At 42.3% G+C, this 14,815-nt stretch carries 12 protein-coding genes; 8 read left to right on the forward strand and 4 right to left on the reverse strand.

The genetic code is table 11. From position 1 onward, the window contains the following. Window positions 1-121: 121 nt before the first annotated feature. The 3 genes from IGJ12_RS01135 (at window position 122) to IGJ12_RS01145 (ending at window position 4,924) form a co-directional block, all read left to right on the forward strand. Window positions 122-910 carry a PTS mannose/fructose/sorbose/N-acetylgalactosamine transporter subunit IIC gene (locus IGJ12_RS01135; RefSeq protein ID WP_005226797.1) on the forward strand — a complete coding sequence of 263 codons (789 nt, stop codon included), beginning with the start codon at window positions 122-124 and terminating at the stop codon, window positions 908-910. Then, complete coding sequence (locus tag IGJ12_RS01140; RefSeq protein WP_005226799.1) at window positions 894-1,703, forward strand: PTS system mannose/fructose/sorbose family transporter subunit IID; 810 nt, start codon at window positions 894-896, stop codon at window positions 1,701-1,703. The genes IGJ12_RS01135 and IGJ12_RS01140 overlap by 17 nt, the downstream gene beginning before the upstream one ends. 203 nt (window positions 1,704-1,906) lie before the next feature. Next, a complete protein-coding gene (locus IGJ12_RS01145) occupies window positions 1,907-4,924 on the forward strand; it encodes a polysaccharide lyase 8 family protein (protein ID WP_086332895.1) in 3,018 nt (1,005 codons plus the stop codon). Window positions 4,925-5,249: 325 nt separating this feature from the next. Here the strand turns inward: IGJ12_RS01145 and IGJ12_RS01150 are convergent, their stop codons facing one another. The 4 genes from IGJ12_RS01150 to coaA all read right to left on the reverse strand — a co-directional run bounded on the left by IGJ12_RS01150 (window position 5,250) and on the right by coaA (window position 10,004). Further along, entirely contained in the window at window positions 5,250-6,227 is a 978-nt protein-coding gene (locus IGJ12_RS01150) for a matrixin family metalloprotease (RefSeq protein WP_005232595.1), read from the reverse strand. Beyond that, complete coding sequence (locus IGJ12_RS01155) at window positions 6,224-7,099, reverse strand: glycosyltransferase (RefSeq protein WP_016611513.1); 876 nt, start codon at window positions 7,097-7,099, stop codon at window positions 6,224-6,226. Before IGJ12_RS01155 ends, IGJ12_RS01150 begins: the two co-directional genes overlap by 4 nt. Before the next feature lie 335 nt (window positions 7,100-7,434). Continuing rightward, on the reverse strand, window positions 7,435-9,000 hold the full coding sequence (gene guaA, locus IGJ12_RS01160) for a glutamine-hydrolyzing GMP synthase (RefSeq protein WP_430619266.1): 1,566 nt from the start codon (window positions 8,998-9,000) through the stop codon (window positions 7,435-7,437). 80 nt (window positions 9,001-9,080) lie between these two features. Beyond that, window positions 9,081-10,004, reverse strand: a complete 924-nt coding sequence (gene coaA / locus IGJ12_RS01165) for a type I pantothenate kinase (protein WP_005226828.1) — start codon at window positions 10,002-10,004, stop codon at window positions 9,081-9,083. A 336-nt stretch (window positions 10,005-10,340) separates the two neighbouring features. Between coaA and IGJ12_RS01170 the strand changes: the two genes are divergently transcribed. From IGJ12_RS01170 to IGJ12_RS01190, 5 genes are all read left to right on the forward strand, one after another. Continuing rightward, window positions 10,341-10,946: a class I SAM-dependent methyltransferase gene (locus tag IGJ12_RS01170; RefSeq protein ID WP_429960335.1), complete on the forward strand. Its 606-nt coding sequence runs from the start codon at window positions 10,341-10,343 to the stop codon at window positions 10,944-10,946. Between the two features lie 249 nt (window positions 10,947-11,195). Further along, window positions 11,196-12,215: a LacI family DNA-binding transcriptional regulator gene (locus IGJ12_RS01175; RefSeq protein ID WP_005226832.1), complete on the forward strand. Its 1,020-nt coding sequence runs from the start codon at window positions 11,196-11,198 to the stop codon at window positions 12,213-12,215. Window positions 12,216-12,338: 123 nt separating this feature from the next. After that, window positions 12,339-13,640 carry a pyrimidine-nucleoside phosphorylase gene (locus IGJ12_RS01180; protein ID WP_430619267.1) on the forward strand — a complete coding sequence of 434 codons (1,302 nt, stop codon included), beginning with the start codon at window positions 12,339-12,341 and terminating at the stop codon, window positions 13,638-13,640. A 13-nt stretch (window positions 13,641-13,653) separates the two neighbouring features. Further along, window positions 13,654-14,316, forward strand: coding sequence for a deoxyribose-phosphate aldolase (deoC, locus tag IGJ12_RS01185; RefSeq protein WP_008376411.1), 663 nt, complete (start codon window positions 13,654-13,656; stop codon window positions 14,314-14,316). Window positions 14,317-14,367: 51 nt separating this feature from the next. Further along, window positions 14,368-14,766: a cytidine deaminase gene (locus IGJ12_RS01190; protein WP_005226837.1), complete on the forward strand. Its 399-nt coding sequence runs from the start codon at window positions 14,368-14,370 to the stop codon at window positions 14,764-14,766. The last annotated feature ends 49 nt before the right edge of the window (window positions 14,767-14,815 follow it).

Genomic DNA, 14,815 nt, shown 5'->3' on the forward strand with positions numbered 1-14,815 from the left:
GAGGAGAATGTGTAGCGGAAGATTTGTCAAAAAACGAGTGTTTTTCACGATTTATCTGAGGCGACATAACGATCGATAACTAGCCAGTTAAGACTCGTTCATACAATTAGGAGGAAAATTCATGCATTTAGCAGCGTATCAAATCATTCTTATTACTGTTTATGCTTTTATTGCTATTAATGATTCACTTATTTCCAATACGTTGACCCAACCAGCGATCGCCGGAATGATTTCTGGAATGATCATGGGGGACTTAAAGACCGGTTTGATGGTCGGTGGGACCTTACAGTTGATGCGTTTGGGGATCGCCGCATTTGGTGGTGCATCCGTCCCGGATTATTTTACCGGCGCAGTACTGGGAACAGCGTTTGCCGTGATCTCAGGAAACGGCGCGGAATATGGCATCGGCTTAGCAGTTCCAGTGTCCTTGCTGATGCTGCAACTGGATGTCGTGGCTCGTTTTTGTAACGTATTTCTACTTCACCGGATCGATAGAGCCATCGACAACATGCAAGTCAAACGAATCCCACGGTTAGTTTTATCGGGTTCTTTCTTATGGGGGTTGTCACGGGCGATTCCGATTTTATTGATGCTTTTAGCTGGAGATGCAGTCGTTACGACGATTACCGATAACACGCCAGAATGGCTGATGACCGGACTAAAAACCGCTGGTGGCGTCTTGCCAGTCGTCGGGGTAGCGATCTTATTGCGCTACTTGCCAACAAAGCACTACATTCCTTATTTGTTATTAGGCTTCTTTTTAGCTGCGTATCTGCAAGTACCAATGCTCGGCGTTTCCATCATCGGACTTGTAGCAGCAATGTTAGTCTTTAAACGTGATAGCGAAAAAGGCACGGTTGCAACGGCAGCTGCCGGAGATTTTGAAGGAGGATATGATGGCGATGAGTGATCAAAAACTGACAAAAAAAGAGTTGAATACCATTAGCTGGCGTTATATTTTGGCAAGCCAATTAAACTGGAACTATGAGCGAATGATGAGTTCGGGCTACCTTTACGGCATCCTGCCCGTCTTGAAAAAATTCTATGGCCATGATGAAACCCAGCTGCAAGATATGCTGCGGACCCACAATCAATTTTTCAATACCAATGCGATCTTTGGGAACTTGATCATGGGGATCGATGTCGCTATCGAAGAACAAGACGGACACAAAGCCAAAGAAACGATCATCGCCTTGAAAACGGCCTTGATGGGTTCCTTGGCCGGTGTCGGTGACTCCTTGTTCCACGTGATTTGGGGAACGATCTTTGGCTCTGTTGCTGGCACATTAGCGCAAAATGGTTCCGTCGTTGGTTGTGTCATCTGGATCATCGCCAACATCGCGTTACTTTTCGGTCGGGCAGCATTGCTTCCCTTAGGTTACAAACAAGGGGTCAAATTAGTGACGACCTTGAAAGACAAATTATCTGCCTTCACTAATGCCGCAACCGTTTTAGGGGTCACAGTGATTGGTGCTTTGATTCCCTCTGTCGTTAAAGCGACCGTTCCTTTCGTCTATAAAAAAGACGGCGTCGAATTAGTGATCCAAGACACGTTGGATGCCATCTTGCCATCCCTTGTACCTATCTTGCTCGTCTTGCTGACCTACTGGATGTTAGGCCAAAAGAAACTAAATTCCACTCGAGTGATTTGGATCATCTTGATCTTGTCGATCGTTTTGAGTGCGTTTGGTATTTTGGGTTAGGAAAGAATCATGGTGTAAAAGGAAATGGGCAGCTGCTGTGATTGTTTTGTAAATCGTATAAGCAGTTAGGGTAGTCAACCTGTTTTCTTTTAAGAATAGCTGAAATCAATGGAAAAGAGTGCGGAAATGAATTTCTTCACTCTTTTCCTATTCCACGAAATGATAGCGCTATCTTTTGCGCGGGGAAATAGGAGGAGTAAAGGATGGAAAAAGGGAAAAAATATCTGTTGATCATGGGGTGTTTCTTGTTGCTGTATTCGGTAGTTGGCGCCTCTCGTCTTTCTGGAAATGCCGAGGAACAAATACCCGAATTGCCGGAAGCAGAATCGATCTATCACTCGGATTTTTCTAACCAGAAAGGGTCTTGGCAAGATTTAGTCGGGAAAGCCGAAGTAGCACAAAATGCTACTGGTTTAATGATCAGTAATACGAAGCAAGGCACCAATCTGGAATCAGTAACGCTCAACAAAGATGCTCCCAAGCGGTCTTCAGGGGATTTTGAAACTACTTTCTTATATGAAGACCAAGCGAACATTGGGGTGGTCTTTCGCGCAGATGAACAAAAGACAGATCAGTGGCAATCGTTTGCTTATAATCGTGATGGGCAGTGGCAACTTGGTCAACCAGGTGGAAAATGGCTGACAGCTATTTCTGGACCTACTTTGATTGCGGGACAAAAATATAAACTCTTGCTTCAGTATGAGGGCTCGAGTTTTCGTGCCTTTTTAAATGATCAGCTATTTTATGAGAATCAAAAGGTAAACTATCCCAATGGTACGGCAATTGATGGGGACTGGTCCGGGTATGTGGGTATCCGTTTGTTTGGCAATTTATCTAAGCTGAAGGTATTATCGATGCGCAGCGGTCCTATCGGCAGCTTGCCCGTGGAAGATCATACAGCAGAATTTATGAAGCTGCAAGAAAAATGGCAAAATCAACTGGTTTCCGATCACTATGATCCAAATAATCCGACTATGGCTGATTACGTGCAGATGGTCACCTCAGAAGCTGAGGCGTTGTATCAAACCATAAATAAAGCATCTGATCGAACGAGCCTATGGCCCCTCGAACAAGGGAATACTGCTTCAGCGGATGTAACGACTCAATTTACAAAATTACAGAAAATGGCTTTAGCCTATGGCACGAAAGGTAGTTCTTTGTATCAAGATGATGCAGTGGCGACGACGATTATTGATGGGATAGATTTCATGGTCACTCGAAAAGGGTATGATGGGAAAAAGTACCATGGAAACTGGTGGGATTGGCAAATCGGTGTCCCGCAAAAACTGATCAGTACTTTAATGATTTTAGGCGCTGAGTTACCGTCCGAGAAATTACAGCAATACACTGCCATTATCAGCAGTTATGTACCAGATCCCTTCAAGCAATTGTATACGAAGACACAAGGCAGTTTTACTGAGCTTGCTTTTATTCCAAATTTTGTGACTTCTGGTGCTAATCGTACAGATCTCGCGCTTACTGTATTAGGCTTGGGCATTTTGCAAAGGGACGCTGGGAAAATCACCCAAGCTTCAGCAAGTATCGAAGAAGTATTTCAGTTAGTCACAAAAGGCGATGGTTTTTATAAAGATGGTTCCTTTATTCAGCATAATACGATCCCTTATACTGGTTCTTATGGAAATGTACTGATCAAGGGTGTGGGACAAATTCTAGCTATCACGCAAGGATCAAGTTTTGAGATGGACGCTGATCTCGTACAAACGTTTGTTAAAAATGTTGATCAAGCATTCTTGCCGTTGATCTATCAAGGAGAAATGCTGCCGTTGGTCAATGGTCGTTCGATTTCAAGAGCTCCAGCCAAAACCAAAGCCGGCTATGGCTCATCAACAGTCTATAATTTGTTGATCGTATCCCAATTCGCACCAACCCAATACCAGCAAAAATTCCGTGAAGCTGCCAAGTATTGGCTCAAAGAAAATCCAGACTATTATTTGACGAATGCAAGAGACTTCAATGATTTACAAATGACAATGAATCTCTTGGCAGACCCATCGATTACAGGGGATGCATTACCTTTTACGGGAACAAAACTGTACGCTTCAATGGATCGCTTTGTTCAACGAACAACTGATTATATGGTGGGTTTAGGACTATATTCCAGTCGCATTTCTTCCTTTGAAGCTGGCAACAAGGAAAACAAGCGTGGGTGGCATACAGCAGACGGGATGCTCTACCTCTATAATGATGATCAAGTTCAATTCAATTCTAGCTATTGGCCGACCGTCGATCCATATCGCTTGCCAGGAACAACCGTGGACACCATACAATTAGCGGATGAAAATTCAGCTTTTACAACGGTAACGTCTCCAGAAAAGTGGGTAGGCGGTGTGGCTTATGATGGTGCAGCTGCGGTGGGAATGGCATTAAACAAAACGGGTACAAAAAATAACGGGAATGTTTTACCTATGAACGTGCGGGCAAAAAAATCGTGGTTTATCATTGATGGGCAGATTGTCGCTTTAGGTGCGGGAATCACTGGTGATACGACAGCTTCTATTGAGACGGTCGTGGATAATCGCTTACTAAACGATGCGTATACTTATCAAATCCTTTCTGATCAAGGAAGTATTGATCAGTTAAATGAAACAAGTAGCAAGCAGTGGTTGTTGTTAGACTCCGATCATTCCCAGGCCAATATCGGTTACTATTTTCCAGAAGAAACGACAGTAAACGTGGTAAGTGAAACACGAACAGGCAGCTATACAGAAATCAATGAGGCCTTTCCAAGTAATGCGGTTTATACCGGAGAATATCGAAAATTCTTGATCAATCATGGCAAAAATCCCATGGAGGATCATTATGCGTATGTCATGTTGCCAGGTATCAATGAAACAGAACTGACTGCCTATGCCCAAGAAGAACCGCTGGAGATTTTAGCCAATACCTCGGAAGTTCAAGCAGTAAAACTTGATCAAACTGACTATTTAGGTATCAATTTTTGGCAGAATGATGGAGGTAGTGTCGCCGATATTACTACTAACAAACCTCTTTCATTGATTAGAACAAGTAGAGAAGGCAAAACCATCTATGCCTTTTCTGATCCAACTCAAACAACGACGACCATGACCTTAAAATTGCCAAAAGACTACCAAAAAATCGTTTCTCAAAGCGATGGAATCAGTTATGATGCTTCGACGAATCTATTTACGGTGAACTTTGCGGAGCAAGACGGTGGAAATAAAGTGATTGTAGTCGAGTAAGGTGTTTCAATGCTATCTGTCTCATCATCAGCAGCTAGGGATCAATCTCTAGCTGTTTTTTGTCAGCTAGAAAATGATACGATGAAAGGCTAAACATAGACTTTTCTTTGACTATTAATTCCTTTAACTACTTTTCAAGGGCCGAGGTTTTGTCAAAAAAATCCTCACAGAAAATGCTGAAAACTTGCGCATTAGCATGAAACGTTTGCTAATTTTCTTCTTACTTAAAAGGCGTATGTTTGCCACTAAAGAATGTATCTAAGATTGCAAGCACACTTTTCCAAGATTGCAGTGGCAACTTTTCAAGTAAGAATTGGTAGCGAATTTATCCGAAGGCGCGGCGATTAACAATATACTCTTCTCCATCAATTTCAAAAAGATAATAGTGTTGACCATAAATAGAAACAATATCTTCAGTAACTGAAACAGTTCTATTCATAAGATTATTACTAGAAATTGTTCCTACATACGGATCTCTTGGGGACAGAGACAGTTTATACAAATTATAGTTACCTGTTATTTCAACTGTTTGATCGATGAAAGTAACGCCAGAAATTTTTCCAGCAGGAGAATCTAAAAAGATTGAGGCAATTTGATTAGAACGATGATTATTCAAATAATAGATTTTATCCCTATTATTAAGGATATTTAGTATCGCATATTTGTTGAATAATGGGACAGCAGGAAGTATCCCCTTAGAAATTGAGTCCGCCGTTTTTTGCGCTGCATCCAGCATCTCTTGATTGTTGCTAACCTGGGCATCATATAAATCAGCCATCACTGATCCATTGTCATGTTGGAGACCTAAAGTATGCCCCATTTCATGTCGGATAGTTGAAACCAGCTGTACGTAGCCGGAGGTTCCTTTTCCAGATGATGCGTCATTTAAAGCAGCTTTATTCAAAAATATTCTGTTCGTACTATTCCCCCAACCAAATCCGGAGTACCCCATATCTGCATAGGAATCGCCATCCGTTGATTGCAAAACTAAATCAACTTGGTTATCTGCTGCATTTACACTTGATTTTTCGACAATTACCGATCTCCCAATCGACTGATTCCATGATTGCGCAGCTTCATTGACAGCCTCTTGGTAGGTTTCTCCTAGTGAGTTTGAGTCGTAAATGATGGTACCGTATTCGTTAACACAAGTAGCTGTACCATACAATATTCCAGGATAGTAATAATCAACAATAGGCGTCTTCGCTATGTCGGCTGACTTTGCATCTACAGAAATTGTTCCTATAGAGTAAATTAATGCAATTAAAAATAACGAACGAATTCTTGAAAAATTTTTTTTCATTGTTTTCCACTCCTTAAACTTGTTGACTTGATTTCATACAGATAATTCCAAAAATCTTTTTCCCATCTATCTTGTATGGAAAGATGCTCCCAGGGCATCGAATTTTTTTCAAATTCAACGAAATGTCGAATCTTTATATTTTTTCTAGCTTTTTCAATTTTCAAAAATTTGAGTGGATTCACATTTTTTGCCCAATCAAATAACCAATGATCATCTTTCTGGTAATTGTATTCATAAGGCAACAACTCAACACTTCTCTCACAAAGAATGTTTAAAATGGTTTGATCTAAATACAAGTATTCATTCTTATTTATCATACGTACTATGGCTTCTGGTCGTATCTGTTCATTGAACACAACTACATTAAATAAAATAACTCCAGAATTGAAGTAATTCTTCATAGTTTTTACGCCAAAATATTTAAAGCTGTCCTCTGTATCACTTATAACTGAGAAGTAGAAGTCTCTAACTGCAGCAATTGATTTTTGATCAGGGATCAAATCAAAGAAATTGGATACGTCATCGTATACAATAGTGTCATTATCTAAATAGAGAATGTAATCATAATTGCTAAAATATGAAGGTAGAAATAATCTCCACAGAGTGACTTCAGGAAAACGCGAATTACTATAATTCTTTATTTCGTTTATTATTTTAGGTGGATACCAAATAGTAATAATTACATTTTTTTCTCCATATAATCTAGAAATACTTTTCAATTTCAGTATTTCTTCGTTCCCTAGTTCATTTACAACTACTAATATATCTAAAGGTTCATTCCCTTCATAAGTATTTACTATTGACGCAATGGATACTGCAGCTAATTGAATATGTGACCCCGTAACACAATAAACGACAGCTTTCTTCTTCATAGTTCATGTCCACCCTTTTTAGTGTTTTTTATTTTTTAATAAAAACCTTCTATAGAAACTTAGGCAATAAAAGCATTTAAGCTTATTTTATCGTATCTGATTTCCAATATGAGCGTTAGTCCCACTATTGGGATTAACGTAGTTAACGAGAATCAACAATTTCTTATCGTATTTTCCCAAAAGGGTTGTCAGATTAAGCCTAAATCAAAAATCCCGTCAGAGAAATCTGACGGGATTTTGGTGGTGAACCTAGGTAAAACAGGTCATTGTTATCCATTCCAAGTGAACTAAAAAACTGTTAAATCAATATTTCGCAACCAAGTGAGGTTGCTACTTTATTCCCACTCCACAGTAGCAGGTGGTTTACTCGTAATATCATACACGATCCGATTAACGTGTGCGACTTCGTTGACGATGCGGACGCTGATTTTTTGTAGGACTTCCCATGGGATGCGGGCAAAGTCAGCGGTCATGCCATCGATTGAAGTGACTGCACGAATGCCGACGGTATAATCGTAGGTCCGGCCATCACCCATGACACCGACGGAGCGGATGCCTGGTAAGACGGTGAAGTATTGCCAAATGTCGCGATCTAAGCCGGCATTTGCGATTTCTTCCCGCAAGATTGCGTCCGAGTCGCGGACGATCGTTAGTTTTTCTTCTGTCAATTCGCCAAGGACACGAATACCTAGACCTGGTCCAGGGAATGGTTGGCGCCATACGAGGCTGTCTGGCATGCCAAGTTGAGTCCCTAATTCACGGACTTCGTCTTTGAACAAGGTGTTCAATGGTTCGATCAATTTGAATTGCATGTCTTCAGGTAACCCACCCACATTGTGGTGTGATTTGATGGTTTGAGCAGTTTCGGTTCCTGATTCGATGACGTCGGTATAAAGGGTTCCTTGGGCAAGGAAAGAAACGCCTTCATCGCCAGCTAGTTTGGTTGCTTCATCATCGAAGACATACACGAATTCATTCCCGATGATCTTGCGTTTTTCTTCAGGATCAGAAACCCCAGCAAGTTTTGATAGGAAACGTTCTTTGGCATCAACTTTGATGATGTTCAAGCCGAATTTGCCGCCTAAGCTTTCCATTACTTGCTCGGCTTCCCCTTTACGCAAGAGGCCGTGGTCAACAAAAATACAAGTCAGTTGATCGCCAATCGCTTTTTGTAAAAGAACACCAACGACAGAAGAATCGACCCCGCCGGAAAGACCAAGCAAGACTTTTTTGTCGCCCACTTGGTCGCGAATTTTTGCGATTTCCATATCAATGAAGTTGTCCATTGTCCAATCACCTGTACATTGACAAACGTCAATGGCAAAGTGACGCAATAAGTCGTTGCCGTATTCTGAATGGCGAACTTCTGCGTGGAATTGGATACCGTACATTTTGCGTTCTGCATCTTGGATAGAAGCAATCGGGCAATCTTTGCTCGTCGCCACAACGTCAAAGCCTGCAGGTGCTTGAGTGACCAAATCCCCGTGGCTCATCCACACGGTTTGGGTTGCGGGCGTGTTTTGGAAAAGGGCCGCTGCATCAGAAGTGACTTCCAATTCTGCTTTGCCGTATTCACGGTTTTTGGCTGGTTCAACTGTTCCGCCTAATTTATAAGTAATCAACTGCATGCCGTAACAGATCCCTAAAACTGGGATGCCTAAATCAAAAATTTTCTCGTCGATGCCGAAAGAGTTCTCGTCGTAGACGCTGTTTGGTCCGCCAGATAAGATGATCCCTTTTGGATTCATCGCTTTTACTTCTTCAGCGGTAATGCGGTGGCTCAATAATTCTGAGAAAACACCGAACTCACGAATACGGCGTGTAATCAGCTGGTTGTACTGACTACCGTAATCAAGTACGATAATTTTTTCGACGTTTGGCAAAGTGTCAACGTTTGTCACAATAAATTACCTCAATTCTTTTAGTTTTTATTGAAAAAAGGCTGGGCCTTTTCAACAGCATAATTATAAAAATGAAGCGGTCAATACTTACGCAAGAACACTTCATCGATCAAATGGTGCTTTGTTTTATGAAGAATTATATCGGCTCTGCTGCGTGTAGGCAAGATATACTCGTGTAAATTCTTTAAATTCACATTTTTCCATACTTCTTTTGCCATTTTAATCGCTTCCTTGCGATCCCCGATCGCATATTGGTAATAATAATTGCTGGGATCTTGAAAGGCAGTGTCTAGTAATGATTCAAATCGTTCCAAATACCATTTTTCGATCAGTGCCGGTTGGGCATCCACGAAAATTGAAAAATCAAAAAAGTCACTGATATAGATTTGTTGGTTGGCAGGCAATTGCAGGGTATTGATGCCTTCCACAATCAAGATATCTGGTTGACTGATCGTTTCATACGTATCAGGAATAATATTGTAGACTTCATGGGAGTAGACGGGGATCTGAATGTCTGGTTCTCCTGATTTGACCGCATTCAAAAAGTTGATCAAGGCTTCCATATCATAACTTTCTGGAAATCCTTTGCGATTCAAGCTGCCGCGTTCCTCCAAGACTTCGTTCGGGTACAAAAAGCCGTCAGTGGTGATCAGTTGGACGGTTCTACGGGGAAACAAACGGGCCAACAAATTTTGGACGAGTCGTGCGGTGGTGCTTTTGCCGACGGCGACACTTCCAGCGATGCCGATGATAAAAGGCGGCATTTTAACATAGCGGTGTAAAAAGAGTCCCTTGCTGAGGGTCAATGATTCAAACTCTTTCATATAAAGATGGATCAGATGGCATAAAGGCACGTAAACATCTTCCACATCTTGGACCGAGATCCGGTCGTTCAAACTTTTGATATTATCCAATTCTTCTTGAGTGAAAGGCATCATGCCGTTCGTATAAAACCCTTGCCATTGCTCACGAGGAATTTGATAAAAATTCATGGTTTCTTGCATAGTAGGCTCCTTTTTTGCGGCATCATCGATTTCTATTAGAAGCGATAGGCCACTGTTCGAAAGTATTTTACCATAGAAACCCGCAGAACTTGGAAAAAAGACATGATTTCCTTTGCAGAAACAACAAAAAACTGTTTTTTCGTTGTTTTTTTTGCTGGGCGTTTACTTCTGGCTGTTTTTCGGTATGATTAGAAAGAAACAGCAGACAAATCTTGCACGCCTTTTTACTGGTGTTTTCACTATGTTCACTCGTTCAAATAGAAGAAACAAGGAAAAAACCAGTAGAAGCCAGTAGAAAAAACAAGCGAAAAGGGAATAGAAGAAAGGAGCATAAACATGAGTAATCACTACTATACAGAAAATCCTGATACGGCCCATGATTTTGAACAGTGGTCGTTTGAATTAAGAGGAAAGAACTTTCATTTTGTGACAGATAGCGGGGTGTTTTCCCGAGACACGGTGGACTACGGCTCGCGGGTGCTGATCGATGCGTTTGAGTGGGCGGAGCTGCCAGAAGGAAGTCTGCTAGACGTTGGGTGTGGCTATGGTCCTGTTGGCTTATCGTTGGCTTATGCAAGTCAGCGACCTGTCGAGATGATCGATATCAATCAGCGGGCAGTGGATTTGGCAAAAGGCAATGCCCAGCGTAACGGCATTGAACAGGTAGATATCCATCAATCCAATATCTATGCCCAATTAAATCAACCTGCTTATGCGGCGATCCTCAGCAATCCGCCGATTCGGGCAGGAAAAGAAGTCGTTCATGAGATTTTGACGGGGGCGTTTCCGCTACTAAAAACAGGGGGAACTTTAACGATCGTGATCCAAAAGAAACAAGGGGCGCCGAGTGCTCAAAAGAAAATGCAAGAGACCTTTGGCAATGCCGCAATCATCAAAAAAGACAAAGGCTATTACATCATTCAAAGCGTAAAAGAAGCGTAGCTGCTCTTTGATTCTCAACAGATCAAAGGCATCGCCAAGGCAAGCGCTGGTTAGTGGCAACTGGGCAGTTGGTTTCTCAAAAAGCCTATTGCCAGCAGCCTTTCGGGCAATTGCAGCGTCGGTTAATCAGCTGTCTGTAACATCGGACTATTTTTGATCAACGAAAAAGAAAGTCGCACACTTGTTGAAAGTGTGCTATTTTTTTTGAGAAAAATTTGCTACACTTTAGGCAAGAGAGGAGAGAAGCAGATGAAATTGACGATTAAACAGATTGCTGAAATGGCTGGCGTCTCTGTCACGACCGTGTCGCAGATCCTAAACAATAAAGGCAGCCGTTTTAGTGAAGAAACCCGGAAGCGGGTCTTAGATATCGTAAATAAATATCACTATAAGCCGGATTTTTTTGCTTCGAATCTTATCAACCGCCATTCAAAAACGATCGGAATGATCGTGCCTGATGTGACGGATTTCTTTTTCTCTAAAGTCATTGAAGGGGCGGAAAGTTATTTCAATCCACTAGGTTACATGCTAGTGTTATGCAATTCGCGCCACAGCCAAGAAAAAGAGGTTCAATATTTGAATGAACTGTCTCATCGTTCGGTAGATGGTATCTTATTAGCGACGCCGCATTTACTGCCGGAGGATTATTCCTTGAAGAGCGGGTTCTTTGATGACCGACCAATTATTTTAGTCGATCGCGGGATCAATCAGCGGGACAATGGTCGTTTAATCGTGAAAGAATACGAAGGTGCCTACCAAGCCGTCAGTTATTTGATCAAAAACGGTCACCGCAACATTGCGATGCTCAAAGAAATCACCGGCTACTATCAATTAGAGGAACGGTTCAATGGCTATCGCCATGCCTTGAAGGATCATCAGATCCCTTTTAAAGGCCGATATGTAGAAAATGCTGAATTAACGGTTACCGGCGGGTACGAAGCAACGAAGGAATTATTAAAGTACAAAGAGATCACAGCATTCTTCTGCGGTAACGACGCCATGGCGATCGGCTGTTATCAAGCGATTTATGAGGCGGGCAAAAAAGTACCAGAAGACTATTCGGTGATCGGCTTTGATGCCTTGAAATTATCGGAATACATCACACCACCGCTTACCACGGTCATGCAGCCGACCTTTGAGATCGGTTTTACCGCAGCAAAGTTTTTAGTGGACGCCATTGAGTTTCCGACACGGCGAATTCCAAATAAGATTTTTGATACAAAATTAATTATTCGTGAGAGCGTGAAGACATTGACAAGCGAGAAATAATGCGGTATATTTCTTCTTGTAAGTGTTTTCATAGTTTTGCGATATTTAGTAAACTGTTTTACTAAAGTGGTTTACCCTACGAAAAATTATTGTATAATGTTAAAGGAAGCGAGGGTCATTTCGATGCGAATGGTGGATTTAATTGAAAAGAAACGTGACGGCAAGTCATTAACGAAGGAAGAAATTGACTACATTGTAACTGCGTATACTGAAGAAAGTATTCCAGATTATCAAATGAGTGCCTTGTTGATGGCTATTTTTTATGTAGATATGACAGATGAAGAGATCACGAACTTAACGCTAGCAATGGCAAATTCTGGTGAAGTGATCGACCTATCCTCAATTGAAGGAATCAAAGTCGATAAGCATTCGACTGGTGGTGTTGGTGATACGACCACGTTGATCCTAGCGCCATTAGTGGCTAGTGTTGGCGTACCGGTTGCGAAAATGTCTGGCCGCGGCTTAGGCTATACCGGAGGGACGTTAGACAAGCTTGAAGCGATCCCTGGATTTAAAATCGAGCTTTCTGAAGCCGACTTTATCCGATTAGTCAACGAAAGTAAAGTGGCCGTGATCGGTCAATCAGGAGATTTAGCTCCTGCGGACAAAAAACTGTATGCCTTACGAGATGTGACGGCAACGGTTAGTTCGATCCCATTGATCGCCAGCTCGATCATGAGTAAAAAAATCGCGGCAGGTGCCGATGCGATCGTGTTAGATGTAACCACAGGCGATGGCGCCTTTATGAAAAACTTGGAGGATGCCAAACGCTTAGCCCAAACGATGGTCCGCATCGGAAAATTGGCAAATCGCCAAACGATGGCAGTCATTTCTGATATGTCACAACCTCTAGGGGAAGCGATCGGGAACAGTTTGGAAGTGGTGGAAGCTATTGAGACACTGCAAGGAAAAGGACCGAAAGACTTGGAAGAAATGTGCTATGCACTGGGCAGCCAAATGGTCGTTTTAGCGAAAAAAGCTGATTCATTGGAAGAAGCACGCCAACTGTTGGAAGAAGCCTTGCATTCAGGCAAAGCGTTAGAAAAATTCAGACAGATGATCACAGACCAAGGCGGAGACGCTTCAGTGATCGATGACCCGAGCAAGATTTTGACAGCGAAATATGAAGTGGAAGTCCCAGCGAAAACTAGTGGCGTGGTGACGAAATTAGTTGCCAATGAGCTAGGGATCGCGGCGATGATGTTAGGGGCAGGTCGTAAGACCAAAGACGAAGACATCGACCATGCAGTGGGCATCAAATTGCATAAGAAAGTTGGCGAATCAGTAACTGAAGGAGAATCGCTATTGACGATCTACAGCAATACCGAAGCAATCGAGGATGTCAAAGCATTGATCGACCAAAATATTGAAATTGGGGAAGATGGCGCAGAACCGCCATTGATCCATGACATTATTACAGAATAAGGAGCGAATAAAAATGGAATTGAATCGCATGATCGACCACACGATTTTGAAAGCAGACGCAACGGAGGAAGATGTTTTACGAATCATCGAAGAGGCAAAAACCTATCACTTTTATTCTGTCTGCATCAATCCAACGTGGGTTTCATTAGCGGCAGAAAAATTACAAGGCGAACCAACGGCTGTTTGTACCGTGATCGGCTTTCCTTTAGGGGCAAACACATCTGAAGTCAAAGCTTATGAAACAACAGATGCGATCAAAAATGGCGCAGATGAAGTCGATATGGTAATCAACGTAGGTGCCTTGAAATCAAAACAATACAAAAAAGTTCAAGCAGACATCGAAGCAGTCGTTGAAGCGGCCAAAGACAAAGCGCTTGTCAAAGTAATCATTGAAACAGCGTTATTAGACAACGAAGAAATCGTCAAAGCCTGTGAATTAGCCAAAGCAGCCGGTGCAGATTTCGTGAAAACCTCAACTGGCTTTTCAACTGGTGGGGCAGTCATTGAAGATGTTCGCTTGATGCGTGAAACTGTAGGACCAGAAATGGGTGTCAAAGCTTCCGGTGGTATCCACAACGAAGCAGAAGCGGCAGCTATGGTCGAAGCGGGCGCAAACCGCTTAGGAACAAGCGCAAGTGTTGCCATCGTGACTGGCTCAACAGGTGCTGGCTATTAAGCCTAGCATTAAGTGAAGTAGCAAAAATTAAAAACAAGAGCGGGGAAGACAATGACAATAGCGAAAAAAGAGTGGATCGACACCGCCGTTTCCGCCTTAGATAAAGCGTATGTGCCGTACTCTAAGTTTCCGGTCGGTGCTTGTCTCGTTGCCAAAAATGGGACGATATATCAAGGGATCAACATTGAAAATGCCTCATATGGCTTAACAAATTGCGCAGAACGAACGGCTTTTTTCAAAGCCGTTTCTGAAGGCGAAAAAGAGTTTCAACATTTGGTTGTGGCGGGTCATACGCCAGAACCGATCTCTCCTTGCGGTGCTTGCCGCCAGGTCATGGTGGAATTTTGTGCGCCAGATATGCCGGTGACCTTAGTCGGCGATGATGGTGTGATCAAAGAAACCACGGTAGAAGGCCTATTGCCTTATTACTTTACGAACAAAGATTTATAAACCATGTTCATTCAGTCGATGCGGCTGTTGAAAAAAACTATATTTTTAG

Source organism: Enterococcus sp. DIV0802b (assembly GCF_050543535.1).
GTDB classification, from domain to species: Bacteria; Bacillota; Bacilli; order Lactobacillales; family Enterococcaceae; genus Enterococcus_D; species Enterococcus_D entomosocium.

Excerpts from the sequence above, each read along its gene's own strand:
- IGJ12_RS01175 (WP_005226832.1), top strand. The coding sequence starts at position 11,196 with ATGAAATTGACGATTAAACAGATTGCTGAAATGGCTGGCGTCTCTGTC.
- coaA (WP_005226828.1), bottom strand. The coding sequence starts at position 10,004 with ATGCAAGAAACCATGAATTTTTATCAAATTCCTCGTGAGCAATGGCAA.
- IGJ12_RS01145 (WP_086332895.1), top strand. The coding sequence starts at position 1,907 with ATGGAAAAAGGGAAAAAATATCTGTTGATCATGGGGTGTTTCTTGTTG.
- IGJ12_RS01170 (WP_429960335.1), top strand. The coding sequence starts at position 10,341 with ATGAGTAATCACTACTATACAGAAAATCCTGATACGGCCCATGATTTT.
- IGJ12_RS01150 (WP_005232595.1), bottom strand. The coding sequence starts at position 6,227 with ATGAAAAAAAATTTTTCAAGAATTCGTTCGTTATTTTTAATTGCATTA.
- IGJ12_RS01180 (WP_430619267.1), top strand. The coding sequence starts at position 12,339 with ATGCGAATGGTGGATTTAATTGAAAAGAAACGTGACGGCAAGTCATTA.
- IGJ12_RS01155 (WP_016611513.1), bottom strand. The coding sequence starts at position 7,099 with ATGAAGAAGAAAGCTGTCGTTTATTGTGTTACGGGGTCACATATTCAA.
- IGJ12_RS01190 (WP_005226837.1), top strand. The coding sequence starts at position 14,368 with ATGACAATAGCGAAAAAAGAGTGGATCGACACCGCCGTTTCCGCCTTA.
- IGJ12_RS01135 (WP_005226797.1), top strand. The coding sequence starts at position 122 with ATGCATTTAGCAGCGTATCAAATCATTCTTATTACTGTTTATGCTTTT.
- IGJ12_RS01140 (WP_005226799.1), top strand. The coding sequence starts at position 894 with ATGATGGCGATGAGTGATCAAAAACTGACAAAAAAAGAGTTGAATACC.
- deoC (WP_008376411.1), top strand. The coding sequence starts at position 13,654 with ATGGAATTGAATCGCATGATCGACCACACGATTTTGAAAGCAGACGCA.